The following is a 20158-nucleotide window of genomic DNA, read 5'->3' as shown; positions in this document are numbered from 1 at the left end:
TCAACATGGAATTTTGAATGTTGAAATGTTTTTACATTCGCTCCGGAACTTCAATTCCTAATAACTGAAATGCATTTTTTATAGTGTTTCCAACTGATTTTGACAATTGTACTCTAAACACTTTTTTATCGTGATTTTCTTCTCCTAAAATCGAAACCTGTTGGTAGAACGAATTGAATTCTTTTACCAAATCATACGTATAATTTGCAATCAAAGCCGGACTATGATTCTCTGCCGCATTTTGAATTACTTCAGGAAACAATTGCACTTGCTTGATTAATTCTTTTTCTTTTTCATGTAATTCTAATCCCGAAATGGAAATTGAAGTATCAAAATCTGCTTTTCTCAAAATTGACTGAATACGAGCGTAAGTATATTGAATAAATGGTCCAGTATTTCCTGCGAAATCAACTGATTCTTCTGGGTTGAACATCATTTGTTTTTTAGGATCCACCTTCAACATATAATATTTCAACGCTCCTAAACCGATAGTTTTAAACAAAACCGCTTTTTCATCTTCAGAGTAACCGTCTAATTTTCCTAATTCTTCCGAAATAGTTTGTGCTGTCGTAGTCATTTCTGCCATTAAATCATCAGCATCTACAACTGTTCCTTCACGTGATTTCATTTTCCCAGAAGGTAATTCCACCATTCCGTAAGATAAATGATATAAGCTATCCGCCCAATCAAATCCTAATTTTTTCAAGATTAAGAATAACACTTTAAAGTGATAATCTTGCTCGTTTCCTACAGTGTACACCATTCCTCCAACATCTGAAAAATCTTTCACACGTTGAATAGCTGTTCCAATATCTTGCGTCATGTAAACCGCAGTTCCGTCTGAACGAAGCACGATTTTTCTATCTAAACCATCCGCCGTTAAATCAATCCAAACGGAACCATCTGGGTCTTTCTCGAAAATGCCTTTTTCTAAACCAAATTGCACTACTTCTTTCCCAAGTAAATACGTATTCGATTCATAATAATTAGGAATATTGAAATTAACACCTAAATTTTTATACGTTTGCTCAAATCCATCATACACCCATTGGTTCATGGTTTTCCAAAGTTCGATAACTTCTGGTTTTCCATTTTCCCAATCTAAAAGCATTTGTTGTGCTTCCAAAATGGATGGTGCTAGTTTTTTTGCTTCGTCTTCAGTTTTACCTTGAGCAATTAATTCTGAAATTTCTTTTTTGTATTGTTTGTCGAATTCAACGTAGAAATTCCCAACCAATTTATCACCTTTCAATCCTGTTGATTCTGGCGTTTGTCCGTTTCCGAATTTCTGCCAAGCCAACATCGATTTACAGATATGAATTCCTCTATCGTTGATGATTTGTGTTTTATATACTTTTTTTCCAGAAGCTTTAATGATTTCGGCAACTGAATAACCCAATAAATTGTTTCTGATGTGACCTAAATGCAACGGTTTATTAGTATTTGGTGAAGAATACTCCACCATAACTGCCTTCTCGCCTTCTTTTGGAGCTATAAAACCAAAGGTTTCGTTGTTCTTAATAGTATTGAAAAATTCCACATAAAAAGCATCCGAAATCACGATATTTAAAAATCCTCCAACGACATTGAACTTAGCCACTTCATTTACGTTCGCCACTAAGTAATTTCCAATCTGATTTCCAATCTCAACTGGGTTACCTTTTAATGCTTTTACCAAAGGAAAAACTACCATAGTAATATCACCTTCAAACTCTTTCCTAGTAGCCTGAAATTCAACTTTTTCGATAGAAATATTGAACAATTCAAGAACCGCTTTTTGGATGTGTGTAGTTAATGTGTGATGTAATGTCATTTTACCTTATTTTTTTGAACGTGCAAAGGTAATAAATAGTAGTTAGTGATTAGTAAATAGTGATTAGTTTTTTTTCGATTAAAAAAATATTTTAAAAATACTGTAACAATTAACAATTGTTGAAGTCTATTAACCACAATCATCAATCATTTTAATTAAAAACAAACAAATGAAACTTAAATTAATTATCACCTGTTTTTTGTGCTCAATTGCCTTTGGATTTGCACAAAACTCGGGAAGCATTAAAGGTAAAGTAGTTGACAAAAAAACAAATGAGCCTTTACCTTACGTAAACATTATTCTTAAAGATAATGACAAGATTGTTACAGGAGGTGTAACCACAGAAGATGGAAATTTCGCCATCAACAAATTAGCATTACAAAAATATACTATTGAAATTCAATTCATTGGCTATACAATAGTTGTTAAAAACATTGATTTAACTGCAGATGCAAATCAAAACTTAGGAACAATCGCTATTTTAGAAGATGTATCAGAATTAAAAGACGTAGAAGTTGTGGCTGAACGTTCTAACATGGTGCAGAAAATTGATAGAAAAGTAATTAATGTTGGAAAAGATTTAATTGCTTCAGGAACTACTGCTTCTGAAATTATGAATAACATCCCAACAGTTAGTATCGACCCTCAAACGAAAGAAATCAGCATGAGAGGAAACAGTAATGTACGTGTACTTATAGATGGAAAACCTTCGAATGTTTCGGTGGAGCAATTGTTACAACAAATTCCTTCTGCATCAATTAAACAAATTGAGTTGATTACGAATCCTTCGGCAAAATACAATCCTGAAGGAATGAGTGGAATTATTAATATTATTTTGCATAAAAATTCTCAAGATGGTTTTAATGGTTCTATAAATACAGGAGTTACTTTTGGAATTACTCCAAAAACAAACTCGGCTCTGAATATGAATTACCGTGTAGGAAAAGTGAATTTTTATACCAATTATGGTTTTAATCACGGAATCAATGCCAATAATGGTTTTGTAGATAGCGAAAGACCTACTCAAGAAAATCGTCAAGATTTTAATTTTAGAAACAAAAACAATTCGCATCTATTAAAGTTAGGAATGGATTATTATATAAACGACAAAAACACATTATCCGCTTACACCAACCAAAGTTTTACTTATGGTTCTGGGACAGGTTTAACGACAGTAGTTTATGATGATCCTATTGCAAATAGCAACACCACACAACTTTTTGGAAGTAATGGCGACAACAAAAATCAAACCTATGATGTTGTTTACAAACATGATTTCGATAAAAAAGATGAAAATTTAGAACTTCAATTTAATTATTCGCACACGGAGAATGATGAAAACACAGTATACGATGAAACAATTTCGAATCCAACTTTTAATTTTGATAGAACCAATTTAGTAAAAGGAACAACAGATTATTTTCAGTTTAATGCCGATTATGTAAATCCAATAACTGAAACTACAAAATTAGAATTGGGAGTTGAAACGAGAATTCAAAATTCGGGCAATCGTTTTAACGATATTAATCCGAGTTTTACAAGCGCTAATAATTCGTTTGAATTTGGTAGAAATATTTATTCGGCTTATGCTAATGTTGGCAAGCAAATTGGAAAATGGAGCGGTCAACTTGGGGTTCGCTTAGAATATTTTGACTTAGATGCTGATTTCGCAATTAACGAAACAAATCCTAGTTTTAATGATGCTCAAAACATTTCGGATGATTTATTTACAGCTTATCCATCTGCATTTTTAACATACACAGCAAACGACAAAAACTCTTTCAATTTCAATTATTCAAGACGAGTTGACCGACCAAGTATTGGACAAATTAGCCCAATTAGAGAATGGACAACCCCTTTAATGGAATCGAGAGGAAATCCTAGATTAGTACCACAATTTACTAATTCATTTGAAGTGAATTATACTAGAACTACAAAAATTGGTTCAATAACAAGTGGTGTTTTCTACAGAAGTATTTCAGATGAAATATCAAGAACTGTTTACAACGATCCAAACAATCCAAATCGTAACATTTTATCGTATGACAACTTTGATAATAATGATGCATTTGGAATTGAAACTTCTGGGAATTTAAAATTCACAAAATGGTGGTCAGTTAATGCAAGTGCCGATGTGTATTTTAAAACGGCTAAAGGAACGGTACAAAATGCTAGCACAAATGCTTTAGAAAATGCAGAAGTAGATGTAACTACTTTTAACGCAAGAATTAACAATAGTTTTACGGCTACAAAAGATTTGCGTTTCCAATTATTTGGAATGTACAGAGGAAAAGACAGAGGATTACAATATGACAGAATGGAAATGTACAAAATGGATATTGGAGCAACCTACAATGTTTTAAAAGGAAAAGGAACCATCACAGCTCGTTACAACGACGTTTTTGAAAATATGAACTTTGCTTTTGATGGTAATATTCCATTCAGACAACAAGGTGCATTTTACTGGGAAAGCCAAACATTTTATGTAGGATTCAATTATATTTTTGGCGGCGGTAAAAACCGTGCTTTAGCAAGAAAACAAAGAGATGCCAATGAAACTAGTGGTGGTGGCGGAATGTTCTAAAAACTCAATATTCGTTGTTCAAAATTCAATATTCGTTATTTAATATAATGTTGAATATTCAACTTGGAATTTTCAATAAAGAAGTAAAAAAGCGTTCTGAAATTTTCAGAACGCTTTTTATTTATTCATTTTTAGCATAAAGCTTACCGCTTATTGCATACAGCGTATTACCATCTAATAATCACACTTCCCCAAGTAAATCCAGAACCAAAAGCAGCTAAAACTACTAAATCACCTGATTTAATTTTACCTTGTTCCCAAGCTTCGGTTAAAGCAATTGGAATGGAAGCTGCAGTGGTGTTACCATATTTTTGAATATTGTTGAATACTTGGTCATCTGTTAAACGGAATTTCTGCTGAATGAATTGCGAAATTCTCAAATTCGCCTGATGTGGCACCAACATATTAATATCCGAAACTTGTAAATTATTAGCTTGTAATCCTTCATTAATGACTTCGCTAAAACGAACTACTGCATTTTTAAATACAAATTGTCCGTTCATGTAAGGATAATAACTTTCGTCATTTGGATCGTTATCAGCAATGATATCAGTTACCCAACGTTTTCCCATTCCTGGCGCAATTAATGATAATTCTTCGGCATGTTGCCCTTCTGAATGTAAATGCGTAGACAAAATTCCTTTAGATAAATCTTCTTCTCTTGAAAGTACTGCTGCTCCTGCTCCATCTCCAAAAATCACAGAAACTCCTCTTCCGCGAGTGGTCATATCCAACCCTGTTGAATGCAATTCAGAACCAATTACTAAAACGTTTTTATACATTCCGGTTTTGATGTATTGATCCGCAATTGAAATTGCATACACAAACCCAGAACATTGATTACGAACATCTAAAGCACCAACGGTTCTTAAACCTAAATCACGTTGGACTAAAACACCTGGTCCTGGAAAATAATAATCGGGACTTAAGGTTGCAAATATGACAAAATCAATATCTTCTTTAGCTATCCCTGCACGCTCAATGGCAATCTTAGCAGCTTTTACACCCATTGATGTGGTTGTATCTTCTCCTCTTATGATGTGGCGTCGTTCTTGAATCCCGGTTCTTTCCTGAATCCACTCATCATTGGTGTCCATTTTTTTGGCCAAATCATCATTGGTAACAATATTTTCAGGCACGTAATAGCCTAATCCTGATATTTTGGAATGAAACATAATTTTCATCTTTAATTAAATTTAGCCTGCAAAAATACAAACTTTAAGCGTATTTATTGAGCATATAAAAAAAAGTCCAACTTATTTTTAAGTTGGACTTTTTTTATACTTTATGCTGTTTGATCATCCGTTTCTGCGTCAGGAGCATTTTTTGCTACAGAGGCAATTCCGTTGTCTCTAGAAGCGGTACTTTCATACATTTCACTAGTTCCAATAATTTGACCATTAGTCGCTTTTAAATTGAAATAATACTTTCCATTTTTAGATTCCAAACGATCAAAACGAGCATCATCTTGCGAATTTTTTTTCACAGATTCTACACCATTTAAACAAGCTACTTTTGTAGTGTAACCTTCACTACCTAGAATTTCTTGACCATTGCCAGCTTTTAAGCTAAATTGAAATTCACCGTTTTTTCTTGTAGAAATTACAAATTTTCCCATGTTTTAAAATTTTATTTTGAACTATTTTATTTACAAACGAATTATAAAGTTACAAAAAAAATTAACATATAATTTAAAATTTCTAAATTCTAAAAAATTAATTTTAGAGCTTAATATTCAAACCAACAAACATGAAATTAAGATTATTAACATTTTTGGCATTTTTGGGTACTTTTTTAAGTACATCGGCACAAGAAAATGTAACCTATCAAAAACCCTCACCTGAGATTTTAGCCTTAGCTGATTACGAAAGAGCGCCATCAGTAAGTATGGACACTAAGAAAGAATACATGCTTTTAAGTTACCGAAACACTTACAAAACACTTGATGATTTAAATCAAGAAGAAATGAAATTAGGCGGCTTAAGAATTAATCCAGTAACCAATATTTCAAGTACGGTTACTTATATTAATAATCTAAAAGTTAGAAAAATAAAAGACAAAGCGGAAATTCAAGTAAAAGGCTTACCAGAAAACGCTCGAATTACCAATGTTTCTTGGTCGCCAAACGAAAAGAAAATTGCTTTTACAAATACTACTAATAAAGGAGTTGAACTTTGGGTAATTGATGTAGCAACAGCAACAGCCAAAAAATTAACTGCTGATAATTTGAATGCCAATTTAGGAAGTCCATTCAACTGGATGAAAGACAACGAAACGTTATTAGTAAAGGTTCTTCCAAAAGACCGTCCAGCATTAATTAATAGCGGTAAAGATTTACCAAAAGGACCAACCGTTTCTTTAAGTGATGGATCTAAATCGCAAAACAGAACGTATCAAGATTTATTAAAAAATAAAACAGACGAAGCTAATTTTGATGCTTTAGTAACATCTGAATTATATAAAGTTTCTATTTCTGGAAATACTACTTTATTTAAAACAGCTGACATTTATGCGGGTGAAAGTTTTTCTCCAGATGGTAATTATTTAATGTTGACTACGATTCAAAAACCTTATTCTTATATTGTTCCAATGAGCCGTTTTCCACAAAAAACTACAGTTTATGATGCCAACGGAAATGAAGTAAAAGTGGTAAATGAAGTACCGTTAACCGAAATCATGCCTAAAGGATTTTCTTCAGTAAGAAAAGGAAAAAGAAGCATGGGATGGAGATCTGACAAAGCAGCAACTTTATATTTTGTAGAAGCTTTAGATGGTGGAGACCAAGCTGTAAAAGTAGATTTCAGAGACGAAGTGTTCTTATGGGAAGCTCCTTTTACATCAAATCCAACAAGTTTAATCAAAACACAACAACGTTATGGCGGTATCATGTGGGCGAATGACAACATTGCAATTGTAGCGGATTCATGGTACGATACAAGAAACACAAAAGCGTATTTATTCAACCCTTCAAATTTAGCTATTGCTCCAAAAATTATTGAAGATAGAAATTCGCAAGATATTTACTCGGATCCTGGAAATTTCGAGATGAAAAAGAACGAATTTGGAAGATATGTAATTGCAATAGAAAACAACAAAGGCTACTTAATTGGTGCTGGAAATACTAAAGACGGACAATTTCCTTTTATTGATGAATACGATTTCTCTACTTTGAAAAAAACGAGATTGTATACTTCTAACATGAAAGACAAAAAAGAAGACTTGATGTCTATTGAAGATTTCAAAAAAGGAGAAGTTTTAGTGATGATTCAGTCTAAAAATGAATATCCAAATTACTATTTCAGAAACATCAAATCGAAAAACAAATTAACACCAATTACCGCTTTCAAAAACCCATTCGAAAGTATTAAAAACGTTCATAAAGAAGTTATCAAATACAAGAGAAAAGATGGAGTTGAGCTATCGGGAACTTTGTATTTACCTGTGGGTTATGATAAAACGAAAAAAGAGAAATTACCTTTGTTAATTTGGGCCTATCCAGCGGAATACAAAGACAAAAACTCAGCTGGACAAAGTGATAAAAACCCTAACGAATTTACATTCCCTAACTATGGCTCGTTTGTATATTGGGTAACCAAAGGTTATGCGGTTTTAGATGATGCTGCTTTCCCAATTATTGGTGAAGGAACAACTGAACCTAACGATACCTTTATTCCACAATTAGTTGCTAATGCTGAAGCTGCCATTGATGCTGTAGACAAATTAGGCTATATAAATCGTAAAAAAGTAGCTATTGGAGGTCACTCGTATGGTGCTTTTATGACTGCTAATTTATTAACACATTCGAATTTATTTGCTTGTGGCATTGCCAGAAGTGGAGCTTACAACAGAACATTAACTCCTTTCGGATTCCAAAGTGAGCAACGTAATTACTGGGATGTTCCAGGAGTTTACAACGGAATGTCGCCATTTATGAATGCAGAAAAAATGAAAACACCATTATTGTTAGTTCACGGTGAAGCTGATAATAACCCTGGAACTTTTACACTTCAATCGGAACGTTATTTCCAAGCGTTAAAAGGATTAGGTGGACCAGCAAGATTAGTGATTTTACCAAAAGAAAGTCACGGTTATGTTGCCAAAGAAAATATTTTACATTTGTTATGGGAACAAGATCAATTCTTAGAAAAATATTTAAAGAATTAGAAAAAACATAGTATAAAGAAGTTAGCCCTTTGAATTGAAAGATTTGAAGGGCTATTTTATTTTCAAACAAACAACTTCTCCATTTTCAATCAAATCATCATTTTCGAAAAAAACCGTTTGATTTTCAAATTTCGCTTCAATCAAATAATGGCTTCCTCTAAAATAAGAATTTATAACTTCTACTTTAAAATCAGAATTTATGGTAACTTTCAATTGATGTGGATAAACAAATTTCAATTCTCCATCAATTTTAATTTCGTTTACATCTCCAAATAAAGAAGCTACATATCGATTTTTTGGGTAATCATAAATGAATTTTGGAATTCCACTTTCTATAATTTCTCCATCTTTAATAATCGCAACCTCATCGGCAAAAGCTAAAACATCGGTGCTATCATGAGTGGCAACAATACAGGTAATTTGTTGTTCTTTTAAATAGCCAAAAAGTTTTCTCCTTAAGCTATTCTTTCTAAAATTATCGATGTGACTAAAAGGTTCGTCTAACAACAAAACCTCCGGTTCTAAAGCTAAAACTCTAGCAATAGCAACTCGTTGCATTTGACCGCCACTTAAAAACTTAGCTTTTACATTGGCATATTCTGTCATTTCTACAATTTCTAATAATTCCGAAATACGTGCTTGTTTATCTTCTGGGAAAAAATTAGAAAGATATTTTCCTACGTTTTCAGCAACAGTAATAAATGGCATTAAATCAAAATCTTGAGCCAAATACTTCATAAAAGGCATACCTGGAATCAAATGAAATTTGGGTCCTAAAACTTCAATATCATTCCAAAAAATCTGCCCTTCATCTAAGTCATGCAAACCATAAATCAATTTTAGTAAAGTGCTTTTTCCACAACCACTTTCTCCAATAATAGCTAAATTTTTCCCTTTAGTTAAACTAAACGTAACCTTTTTAACAATGGTTTTATCGATATAAGAAAAGGAAATTTCTCTAACTGAAAGCATGTCTGATTTTTTTTCAAAATTACAAATAAAAAAAGCCACTCAAAAGAGTAGCTTAATTATATTTTAAATCAATTGATATTATTTCCCTGCTTCTTTTTTAGCATCGTCAATCATTTTATCATTAGCTAAAATAGCAAACTCAACTCTTCGGTTTAAACTTCTACCTGCATCGGTATCATTAGTTTCAATTGGTTCTGCTTCTCCCATTCCAATTACTGCAAATCGACCTGAACTCAATCCTTTTCCAGAAAGATACGATTTTACTGCTGCTGCTCGTTGAGTAGATAAATCTAAATTGTAACTTTCAGAACCTTTACTATCGGTATACCCATAAATTTTAATATCAGTATCTGCATACTCTTTAAAAACTGGAACTAATTTATCTAAATTTTGTTTTGCTGTAATGGTTAAAGTAGCTTTATTAAATTCAAAATTTACGGAATTTTCTCCTAAAACCAAATGAATTCCTTCTCCTACTCTTTGCACTTGAGTTCCGGGTAAAGCTGTTTCAATTTCACGAGCTTGTTTATCCATTTTATTTCCTATTAAACCTCCAACGGTTCCACCAACTACGCCACCAATTACAGCTCCTAAAGCCGTATTGCCTCCTTTACCCAAATTATTTCCTAGAATTCCTCCAATAATAGCTCCTGAACCAGCACCAATTACAGCCCCTTTCTGAGTGTTATTAGCGTTTTTAGTAGCTTCACAACTTACAAAAGTACCAGAGAACAACACAACCAAAATCAAGCTCAAAACGATATACTTATTTTTCATACTCTTTATTTTTTATTTTATTCTGTTAAATTGATAAACCAAAGTGATGGTTTTTCCTGCAACATCAACTGTATCGAATAGCTGAAAAGCATTTTCTGTCAAATTAGCTACTTTTAATACATAACCTTCTTTTACTGTTTTAGCTTTCACATCTGCACCTACAAATTTCAAAACAAGATTTCCTTCCTGATTAACATACCAAGTAATATCACTTGAAAACGTCGGACAACCTGCTTTACGCAAAGCCATTTCTCCCTGATTGTTGTTTGAAATGAAGCGCCAAGAACTGGTTTCAAAACATTGTGAATCCGCTATACCAAAGGAATTAATTTTAATATAAGACGAGTTTGGATAAGAAACTGAAGTCAATTCCCAATTTCCTTTTAAGCCTACCTCTGTCTTATTGTCTAATTTTGTAACTGGATTGGATTTACATGAGACCATTAAAAAAAACAAACCGAAAATAATTATATTTTTCATAATAAATTGTTTTACAAAAGATTATACTTACAAAGCTAACCCTTATATTACCGTCAACTGTTAATTAAAACCCAATTCTCATATCCGACAATTTGTCATAAATTCAAAAATGGTACTTATTTTGAATGATAAAAACCATTCAATTGTTTAACTAAAAATTTTAAAATATGGCATCAGGAAAAATTAATGTTTCAGTAGAAAACATCTTTCCCTTAATTAAAAAGTTTTTGTACAGTGACCACGAAATTTTTCTTCGTGAATTAGTATCGAATGCGACAGACGCTACTTTAAAATTAAAACATTTAACTAGCATTGGCGAAGCTAAAGTAGAATATGGCAATCCAATAATCGAGGTTAAAATTGACAAAGAAGGTAAAAAACTACACATCATTGATCAAGGTTTAGGAATGACTGCGGATGAAGTAGAAAAATACATCAATCAAGTAGCTTTTTCTGGAGCAGAAGAATTCTTAGAAAAATATAAAGATTCGGCTAAAGATTCTGGAATTATTGGTCATTTTGGATTAGGATTCTACTCAGCATTCATGGTAGCTGAAAAGGTAGAAATCATCACTAAATCATTCAAAGACGAACCGGCAGCACATTGGACATGTGATGGAAGTCCGGAATTTACTTTAGTACCTCATGACAAAACCGAAAGAGGTTCTGAAATCATCTTACACATTGCAGAAGATTCATTAGAATTTTTAGAAGAATACAAAATTCGTGAATTGTTAACCAAGTATAATAAATTCATGCCAGTGCCAATTAAATTTGGAACTCGTAAAGAAATAATTCCAGTTCCAGAAGGCGCAGCAGAAGATGTAAAACCAGAAGAAATTGAGGTTGACAACATCATCAACAATCCAAATCCGGCTTGGACAAAACAACCAGTGGATCTAACTGATGAAGATTATAAAAAATTCTATCACGAATTGTATCCAATGCAATTTGAAGAACCATTATTCAACATTCACTTAAATGTAGATTATCCGTTCAATTTGACAGGGATTTTATATTTCCCTAAAATGGGTGCTGATTTGCAATTGCAAAAAGATAAAATTCAATTGTACCAAAATCAGGTTTATGTAACCGATAATGTAGAAGGAATTGTACCTGAGTTTTTAGGGATGTTAAAAGGTGTGATTGATTCACCAGATATTCCGTTAAATGTTTCTCGTTCGTATTTACAAGCGGATGGAAATGTGAAGAAAATTTCGAACTACATCACTCGTAAAGTTGCCGATAAATTAAAATCGTTATTCAACGAAAACCGTGAAGATTTTGAGCAAAAATGGAACGATATTAAAATTGTATTGGAATACGGAATGCTTTCGGAACCAAAATTTTATGAAAAAGCGGGCGATTTCGTATTATATCCAACAACTGAAGACAAATATTACACGTTAGCAGAATTAAAAGAAAACTTAAAAGACAATCAAACCGACAAAAACGGAAAGTTAGTTGTTTTATATGCTTCAAACAAAGATGCGCAACACAGTTACATTGATATCGCAAAAGAAAAAGGCTATCAAGTGTTATTATTAGATTCGCCAATTGTATCGCATTTAATCCAAAAATTAGAAGCAGATAATGAGAATTTGACTTTTGCTCGTGTGGATGCAGATCATATCGATAAATTAATTCAGAAAGAAGAAGAAACGATTTCTAAATTATCAGATGACGAAAAAGAGAAATTAAAAACGTCTATTGAAACGGTTGTCCCAAAAGAAAACTATACGGTTCAATTAGAGAATTTAGATAGTAATGCTTCACCATTTATCATTACCCAACCTGAATTCATGCGTAGAATGAAAGAAATGAGTGCGTCTGGCGGTGGTGGCATGTTTGGCATGGGCAACTTCCCAGATATGTATAATTTAGTGGTAAACACGAATTCAGAATTAGCCACTACTATTTTGAACAGTCAAGAAGACGCACAAAAAGACTTAGTAAAACAAGCTTTAGATTTAGCGAAACTTTCACAAGGTTTATTAAAAGGCGAAGAGTTGACTGCTTTTGTTAAGAGAAGTTTTGAGACTTTGAAGTAATATGATTTTCAGAAATATTATTTTCAAAAAAACATACTAAAGTTAATTTTATATCGTTAACAAGGTATTAAACACACCAATATGAAAAAAAATATTTTAACCCTTTTAACTATTGCATTTGTAATTACCACTATTGGTTTTATTGCAGATGGCGATGTTAAAGAACCGAACGTTTTAATGCAATTTTTTGAATTTTTTATGATGACCGGAATTGTTTTTACCTTAATTTCTATAATTTATTTTAGTTATGCTTTTGCTAAAAAGAATATTCTGAAAGCCTAAAAATAAATTTAAATCTATAACTAATCCTGACAGGTTTTCCAAACCTGTCAGGATTTTTTGTTAACTTTGATTACCAAACTGAGAACGATGAAAAATCTAACATTCGAAATCGAAATAAACGCTCCTGCTGATAAAGTTTGGAACGCCATGTGGAATGAAGAAAATTACAAAAAATGGACATCCGCTTTTTGCGAAGGTTCATATGCAAAATCTTCTTGGAAACAAGGCGAAAGGATTCATTTTTTAGATCCAAACGGAAATGGAATGTACAGTGAAATCTCAACTTTAGTTCCGAATGAAAAAATGTATTTTACTCATATTGGTAACATTAAAGATTTCGAAGAACAACCTTTAGACGAAACTACAAAAGCTTGGTCGGGCGCTCAAGAAAATTATACAATAATTTCTAATGGAGCAACTTCAAAAGTTTTAGTAACACTAGACATCGTAGATGAATATGCTAATTTCTTTTTAGAATCTTTTCCAAAAGGATTAGCAACCATAAAAGAAATCGCTGAGAAATAAATCAATTATAAAAAACTACAATTAATAAGAATGAAAAACATATTCGTTAAAATTATATTTCTATTAAGCATTTTTGGTTATTCACAAGAGAGCAAAAATGAATTAAACCTTAGTTCAAGTCAAATTATAAATGCTAAAAATTTAAAAGAATTAGCCGGAATTGCACTAAAAAATTCAAATAATAAACAAGAGCAACTTGAAATTTTATTAAACTGGACATATTACAATATCTCTGGTGACTCTGATAGATTTTTTAACGGAGGTGAACCCCAAAATTTAGAAGAAACAATTAAAAAAAAGAAAGGTCTTTGTTTAGAGTACACACTTATTTTCAATGAATATTGTAAACTTTTAAATTTAAAATCACTAAAAATAGATGGATATGTAAAGCCATTCAATTTCCAAGAAAACGACAAATTAGAAAGAGAAAATCATGCATGGAATGCTGTTTATATTGATCAAAAATGGTTTTTATGTGACCTCTTTTGGGCTACAACATCATTAAATAATGATAATGTTTTTGTCAATAAAGTGAATAAAAAATATTTTCTTTCAACAGGCGATTATTTTATTGAGGACCATTTACCTTGCGACCCAATTTTTCAACTTTTAGATAATCCAATTAAAATAGAGGCTTTTACAAATCTAATCGAAGGATACAATAAAGGTTTTATGAAAGAAGATTCTATAAATTACAATACAGAAATTGAAAATTTGCTTAAATTAAATAACAAGGATTTTAGGTTAAAGATTGCAAGAAACACATTTAAATACAATAAAGACAATCCAAATTTATTGATTGAAGAGTTATACAATTCTAGTGTAGAAATTGTAAATAATAAACTTTCAAATAAAGCAGAATTAAATAAGGCTAAAAACCATTTTAACGAAGCTAGATTACTCATAAAATTGTCAAATGAAAATGACATTAAAGAATTAGAAAGTCTCTGCATTAATGGCATAAGTATTATTGAAAAAAGACTAAAATTAAATTAAACAAGTACTTATTAGTTTTATCAATAACAACTAATCTTTACTTCTTATAAATCCTTTAGAATGTTTAAAACTAAAATTTAATTAGGAAATCCAATGACACTATCTATAGAAACTCCGGCTTTATTATTCTCAGCGACTTCGTTGATTCTTTTAGCTTACACAAATCGATTTTTAACAATCGCTCAAATCATTCGAAACCTAAAGAAAAACTACGACGACAATCATAACAAAAACATTCTTCTAGAAATCAAAAATTTGAATTTAAGATTAACATTAATTCGTTACATGCAACTTTTTGGGGTAATGTGTTTGTTCTTATCGGTTTTTGCTATGTTATTACTTTATGTAAGTCAAGAAAATCTTGGGATTTACTTTTTTGGAGCTAGTTTGCTTTGTTTATTGATTTCGTTAGGCATTTCGTTTTGGGAAATCAGTATTTCCGTTAATGCTTTGAGAGTTCATTTAAAAGATTTATCAGAAGATGTTGAATAATTAATTACCAATAGCTGGCTGATCTTCTTTTTTATCATTATTTAAAATATTACCTTCTTCTTTTGCTAATTTATTTTTAGTCGGAATTTTATAATTTAATGTGATTCCTACTCTTCTTGAATCATTTCGACTTTCATAAATTAAATTAGTTCCTAGAGCATTAAATCCTTGTTTATTGGTATTAAAAACATCATTACAATAAACCGAAACTGACAAATTATTGTCTAAAAATTTCTTAGCAAATGTAACATCAAATTGTTGGCTAAACGGAACTCTGTTTTCATAATAGAAATAATTTCCACCCGTTGATGAAGTATTATAAGTTGCTGTAAACTTAATTTTACTTGGTAAAACAATTTGCGACATAGCATTAAAAAACCACAAGCCTTTTCCACTAACCTCTGGCAAAATGTGCTTTTGATGCCCAACATACAAGTATAAAAAATTAATCTCATCTGGATTAAAATCAAATTTCAACGTTTCCTTTAATCCTTTGGTAAACAACATGTAAGGAACTGGTAAACCAAAATTAAAATTATGAATAGTTATTTGTGGAATATTTTCTGAAATACTTGCAGCTCCATCACCATCAGTAATTATTCTATTCATCACCTGATTATTAGCATCGCTACGAGAATAACCAATAAAAAAATATTCAAAAGCACTTATTTTAAACTCATAATTATCAAAAATGGTAGGTTCTAAATTTGGATTTCCAAAAAAGGAAACATTGGGATTTTGATAATTGGTATTGTTCGGATTTAAAGCAGAAGTATTGGGCAAACTAATCTTTTTGTTATAATTTGCATTCACAAAAACTTGTGGAATTATATTGTATTGAATACTTGCATTTGGGAAAAATCGGGTTTGATTAAACGGAATTAATTCATCAGTATCTGTATTTCCTTCAATAGAGTACGACTCTAATCTTCCTCCTAAAATAAAATCAAACTTTTTATAGGTAGATTGAAATTCAGAATAAGCTGCTAAAGTGGTTCGTTGATAATCTAAATTAGTTACACCTAAATTTAGGGCTTCAAATTCTAATTTATCTGCTAAAACTCCAGTTGAAAATTTAGTTTTCTCTAAAAATGAAAACTCTTGTGAGTAATCGGTTTTAAATTGATAAAACAATTGATTATAACCATTATCCAAGACCGAATTTCCAGAAACTCTATTATTCAAATCGAAATTATTGTCAACCGAATTTACATTAAATCTAAAATCTAATTTTTTAGTTGCATCATCAAATCGCTTCTGATAGTTTAAAGCAACATCATTTCTATTAAGTTTGTTTTTACTTTTATCGCTGGTTACAAATCCAAAACCACTAGCATCAATTAAAGCATTATTATTTGAAGTGGTGAAATCGTAATTGACCAAAAATCTATCTTTTTTTAAATCGAACTTTAAACCGGTTTTAAAAAAGTAAAAACGATTTTCTCTGTCGGTCGTATTTTTAGAAAGTACAGTTGTTTCATTTTCAAAATTTGTACGTTGATAACCTTGGTTAAAGTTTTGCCCCAATTGTACTTGCCAACCAAACCATTTGTTTTTAGCATTGACTAATAAACTATTATTAAATCGATGACGTGATTTGTCGTATTTTGTATAACTATATCCGTTTGAATACGTTGCCGAAAGATATTTTTTAGCGTTTTTTGAAGTTACAATATTTATAATTGCTCCACCAGAAGTTGCAGGAAATTCGGCACCTGGTTGCGTAATAATTTCAACTTTTTCAATTGAATTTGCAGGCATACTTTCTAAATATGAAGTAAGTTCATTCGAAAAAATATTTAATGGTCTGGCATCCATAAACACTTCTAATTGCTTTCCTTGATACATCATTCCGGCCACATCAGAAACTATTAATCCGGGTAGTTTTTTTAATCCTTCCATCACAGAGCCTGAATTCAAATGACTTTGTTCAGAAAAATCAAATATGGTCCTGTCGGCTTTTTGTTCAATACTTTTCTTTTTAGATTGCACCACAACTTCATTTAATTCGGTGGTTTTAATACTATCTTTAAATGTTTCTTCTTGAGCAACTGAAAATTGAAAAGCTAAGACTGAAAGGAAAATCAAAAAATTTCTCATTGTAGTAATTTATTTGCAATTAGTAGGCTTTTTCCTGTTTTGTTACAAATAAAATTATTTATTCCACAATCCACAACAAAACTGGTTTTTCCGATTGTTGCAAACGAACGTCTAATTTTTCCATAAATGCATCAGAAACTGCAGGACAACCCCAACTCAATGGTGAGTATTTTGGATATACTTCTTTATTTTTAACAGCACTCCAAGAATGTAAAACCACAACCCTTTTTTCAGCGCTTTTATTAGTTGATTCTAGTCCATGAAGCCAATATTTTACGTTGATTCCCCACGAACTATAGTCGCGATTGCCAATTTTATATTTTCCTTTCATGGAACAATGACTATCTACTCGATGATCAAATTTTACCTTTTTCCATTTATCTGGGTTTTCTTCAAATTGGTCGCAACTTCCGTGAGTAGCCAAATTTTTATCCAATACTTTCTTAGTTTTAAAATCATAAATAAAAAATCGGTTTTTACCCGAATGAATACTCAAATCAACTAAAAAATAGTAGTCCTCGTTATATTCATTTTCCGCACAAAATTCATTTGCTTCTTTATGAAATGAACTGTAATCTTTAACTGGTAAAGTTTCAACTTCCGAATTATTACAACATAAAAAACAAACTGCAATCAATAGTAAAAAGTGTTTCATAGAAATGGGGTTAAATTATGATAACTCTTTTTTTTGATTTTTATTTAAGTGTATGTTGTTAAATTCTTACTAAAATTAAACCATCAAAAATCTTTTTTCTTTTATCTATTCTCTTTTTTCTTTTTACCCTATCTTTGCGCCCCTTAAAAATTTAGGAAATGTCAAATAACAATATCATAAAAGGAGTTTTTCTTGTAGCATTAGGAGCAACGAGTTACGGAATGTTAGCCACTTTCGTAAAACTAGCATACAAAGAAAATTTTACAACTGCCGAAGTAACGTCTTCACAATTTATTTTAGGAATTATTGGAATTTTAATTATCAATTTATTCCAAAGAACCAAAAACAAAAACACAGCTGTAAAGGCTACTCCAAAAAATATCATGCACTTAATGTTAGCTGGAACTTCGTTAGGAATGACCAGTGTTTTCTATTATTTAGCGGTAAAATACATTCCGGTTTCTATTGGAATTGTATTATTAATGCAAACCGTTTGGATGGGCGTTCTATTAGAATGGTTTTTGGATAAAAAAGCACCATCGGCTCAAAAAATAATTTCTGTAATTATTGTTTTAATTGGAACAGCTTTAGCGATAAACATCTTTAAAATAGATTTCAACGACCCAACAATTGATTGGTCAAACGGATTATTCTGGGGATTATTAGCAGCTGCTTCTTTTACTACAACTATGTTTACAGCAAACAAAGTCGCATTAGGCATTTCGTCTGCTCAAAGAAGTTTGTATATGTTGTTAGGCGGAGCAGTTATCGTATTTGGTTTCAGCTTATACACGCAAGTAACACCTTTTAACTTTGAAATTTTCACCAAATGGGGAATTGTTTTGGCTTTATTTGGAACCATCATTCCTCCTATGTTATTAAACGCAGGATTTCCTCATACTGGGATTGGATTAGGAAGTATTGTTTCTTCGCTTGAGTTACCGGTTTCGGTTATGATGGCTTATTTCTTATTGAACGAACAAGTTTTATTAATTCAATGGATTGGAATTGTGTTAATAATTACTGCAATTGTAATCATGAACATACAAATCAAGAAAAAATAAAGTAAATTAGCGATGTTAATCATCGCTTTTTTTATGCTCGATTTATTCCCAAAAGAGAAAATAATTTTACCACTACCAGATGCGGTTTTTGAATTTTATCCCAATTTCTTCAATCAGGAAGAAGCGGATATGTTATTTGAGAAACTCATGAATGAAACCCCTTGGCAACAAGACGATATCACTATTTTTGGAAAGAAAATTGCCCAACCCAGATTAACTTGTCTTTTTGGAAACGAAGGCAAACCGTATTCCTATTCGGGTTTAACAATGCAACCTCATGCTTGGAATCCTACTATGATGTTTATAAAAGAGAAAGTAGACAAAATTTCCGAACAAAATTTCACCACCGTTTTAGCTAATTTATACCGAAACGAAAAAGATAGCAACGGTTGGCATGCCGATAATGAAAAAGAATTGGGCAGAAATCCCATAATTGCCTCTGTAAGTTTTGGGGAAGAACGTAAATTTCAATTGAAACACATTTCAGATAACAACGTAAAATTATCGCTTAATTTAAACCACGGTAGTTTATTAGTAATGAAAGAAGGTAGCCAAATTCATTATAAACATCAAATCCCAAAAGCTACTCAATCCAAAAATGCGAGAATAAATTTAACGTTTCGAACAATTTTGTAAATATTCTCTAAAAACACATAGCAACTTTCTAATAATTTTAAAAAATCCTAAAAAAACAATTGGCATATTTTTTGAATTTATTTTTTTATTAATATTGAATTACAAACCAATAAAAAAGTTAGAATTAGTATTCATCTGATGAAATCGCCACAAAAACAGTTGCGTAAGCAAAACAAACAATCAGAATGCGATTCCATTTGTTACCGATGAAAAATTTTGTTTAAACAAATGAAAAAGAAGAAAATTTCAGAATTCGACAACGAAACACTAGATAGAGTTGTTGCTATGGCTCAAGAGGAAAAAAAACCTTTTGAAGTTTTAAAAGAGGAATTTGGAGTGACTGAAAACGAAGTCACCGAATTAATGCGCAAACGACTATCCAAAGACAATTTTGAACTTTGGAAAAAGAAAGTAACGGCAAGTAAGCCTAAACCAAAACCCATAAAGTACAACGAATTAGAAGATGAAGATTTAGATAGTAAATATTACTTCAAAAATAAATTCGACTAAAAACTAAAGCTCTTAAATAAAATAAGAGCTTTTTTATTGACATTAATTTGATTAATA

Annotated in this window: 18 protein-coding genes; 10 read left to right on the top strand and 8 right to left on the bottom strand. The window is 31.4% G+C overall.

Annotated elements, in window-relative coordinates:
* Positions 1-31: 31 nt before the first annotated feature.
* On the bottom strand, positions 32-1813 hold the full coding sequence (argS, locus tag AAEO58_RS08155; RefSeq protein ID WP_341682973.1) for an arginine--tRNA ligase: 1782 nt from the start codon (positions 1811-1813) through the stop codon (positions 32-34).
* 169 nt (positions 1814-1982) lie between these two features.
* On the opposite strand from argS, the gene AAEO58_RS08150 reads away from it, so the two are divergent.
* On the top strand, positions 1983-4397 hold the full coding sequence (locus tag AAEO58_RS08150; RefSeq protein WP_341682972.1) for a TonB-dependent receptor: 2415 nt from the start codon (positions 1983-1985) through the stop codon (positions 4395-4397).
* Between the two features lie 167 nt (positions 4398-4564).
* Here AAEO58_RS08150 and AAEO58_RS08145 read toward each other — a convergent pair whose 3' ends face one another.
* Both AAEO58_RS08145 and AAEO58_RS08140 read right to left on the bottom strand, forming a co-directional pair.
* A complete protein-coding gene (locus tag AAEO58_RS08145; protein WP_133609825.1) occupies positions 4565-5572 on the bottom strand; it encodes a 3-oxoacyl-ACP synthase III family protein in 1008 nt (335 codons plus the stop codon).
* Positions 5573-5682: 110 nt separating this feature from the next.
* Positions 5683-6015 (bottom strand): YegP family protein, encoded by a 333-nt coding sequence (locus AAEO58_RS08140; RefSeq protein WP_341682971.1) that lies wholly within the window; start codon positions 6013-6015, stop codon positions 5683-5685.
* 131 nt (positions 6016-6146) lie between these two features.
* Between AAEO58_RS08140 and AAEO58_RS08135 the strand changes: the two genes are divergently transcribed.
* A complete protein-coding gene (locus tag AAEO58_RS08135; RefSeq protein WP_341682970.1) occupies positions 6147-8561 on the top strand; it encodes a S9 family peptidase in 2415 nt (804 codons plus the stop codon).
* 51 nt (positions 8562-8612) lie between these two features.
* Here AAEO58_RS08135 and AAEO58_RS08130 read toward each other — a convergent pair whose 3' ends face one another.
* From AAEO58_RS08130 to AAEO58_RS08120, 3 genes are all read right to left on the bottom strand, one after another.
* Positions 8613-9533: an ABC transporter ATP-binding protein gene (locus AAEO58_RS08130; RefSeq protein ID WP_341682969.1), complete on the bottom strand. Its 921-nt coding sequence runs from the start codon at positions 9531-9533 to the stop codon at positions 8613-8615.
* Between the two features lie 78 nt (positions 9534-9611).
* Positions 9612-10310 (bottom strand): YiaD family glycine zipper/OmpA-like lipoprotein, encoded by a 699-nt coding sequence (locus AAEO58_RS08125; protein ID WP_341682968.1) that lies wholly within the window; start codon positions 10308-10310, stop codon positions 9612-9614.
* 12 nt (positions 10311-10322) lie between these two features.
* The gene (locus AAEO58_RS08120; RefSeq protein WP_133609812.1) at positions 10323-10790 is read right to left on the bottom strand and encodes a lipocalin family protein; all 468 of its coding nucleotides are present in this window, start codon (positions 10788-10790) and stop codon (positions 10323-10325) included.
* Positions 10791-10957: 167 nt separating this feature from the next.
* Here AAEO58_RS08120 and htpG point away from each other — a divergent pair, with 167 nt between their 5' ends.
* The 5 genes from htpG to AAEO58_RS08095 all read left to right on the top strand — a co-directional run bounded on the left by htpG (position 10958) and on the right by AAEO58_RS08095 (position 15136).
* Positions 10958-12841, top strand: a complete 1884-nt coding sequence (gene htpG, locus AAEO58_RS08115; RefSeq protein WP_341682967.1) for a molecular chaperone HtpG — start codon at positions 10958-10960, stop codon at positions 12839-12841.
* An 81-nt stretch (positions 12842-12922) separates the two neighbouring features.
* Complete coding sequence (locus tag AAEO58_RS08110) at positions 12923-13123, top strand: hypothetical protein (RefSeq protein WP_341682966.1); 201 nt, start codon at positions 12923-12925, stop codon at positions 13121-13123.
* An 87-nt stretch (positions 13124-13210) separates the two neighbouring features.
* Positions 13211-13648, top strand: a complete 438-nt coding sequence (locus tag AAEO58_RS08105; RefSeq protein WP_341682965.1) for an SRPBCC family protein — start codon at positions 13211-13213, stop codon at positions 13646-13648.
* Positions 13649-13678: 30 nt separating this feature from the next.
* Positions 13679-14644, top strand: coding sequence for a transglutaminase domain-containing protein (locus AAEO58_RS08100; protein ID WP_341682964.1), 966 nt, complete (start codon positions 13679-13681; stop codon positions 14642-14644).
* Positions 14645-14737: 93 nt separating this feature from the next.
* Complete coding sequence (locus tag AAEO58_RS08095) at positions 14738-15136, top strand: DUF2721 domain-containing protein (protein ID WP_341682963.1); 399 nt, start codon at positions 14738-14740, stop codon at positions 15134-15136.
* On the opposite strand, the gene AAEO58_RS08090 is transcribed toward AAEO58_RS08095, so the two are convergent.
* Both AAEO58_RS08090 and AAEO58_RS08085 read right to left on the bottom strand, forming a co-directional pair.
* The gene (locus AAEO58_RS08090; protein WP_341682962.1) at positions 15137-17236 is read right to left on the bottom strand and encodes a TonB-dependent receptor domain-containing protein; all 2100 of its coding nucleotides are present in this window, start codon (positions 17234-17236) and stop codon (positions 15137-15139) included. It abuts the gene before it with no gap.
* Between the two features lie 58 nt (positions 17237-17294).
* Complete coding sequence (locus AAEO58_RS08085; RefSeq protein ID WP_341682961.1) at positions 17295-17891, bottom strand: murein L,D-transpeptidase catalytic domain-containing protein; 597 nt, start codon at positions 17889-17891, stop codon at positions 17295-17297.
* A gap of 158 nt (positions 17892-18049) precedes the next feature.
* Between AAEO58_RS08085 and AAEO58_RS08080 the strand changes: the two genes are divergently transcribed.
* From AAEO58_RS08080 to AAEO58_RS08070, 3 genes are all read left to right on the top strand, one after another.
* On the top strand, positions 18050-18955 hold the full coding sequence (locus AAEO58_RS08080; protein ID WP_341682960.1) for an EamA family transporter: 906 nt from the start codon (positions 18050-18052) through the stop codon (positions 18953-18955).
* Positions 18956-18988: 33 nt separating this feature from the next.
* Positions 18989-19591, top strand: a complete 603-nt coding sequence (locus tag AAEO58_RS08075) for an alpha-ketoglutarate-dependent dioxygenase AlkB family protein (protein WP_341682959.1) — start codon at positions 18989-18991, stop codon at positions 19589-19591.
* A gap of 228 nt (positions 19592-19819) precedes the next feature.
* Positions 19820-20101: a TIGR03643 family protein gene (locus AAEO58_RS08070; protein ID WP_194094952.1), complete on the top strand. Its 282-nt coding sequence runs from the start codon at positions 19820-19822 to the stop codon at positions 20099-20101.
* Positions 20102-20158: the final 57 nt, after the last annotated feature.

This window comes from Flavobacterium helocola (assembly GCF_038289885.1).
Taxonomy (GTDB): domain Bacteria; phylum Bacteroidota; class Bacteroidia; order Flavobacteriales; family Flavobacteriaceae; genus Flavobacterium; species Flavobacterium cheniae.
This window is presented reverse-complemented; position numbering and strand designations above follow the sequence as displayed.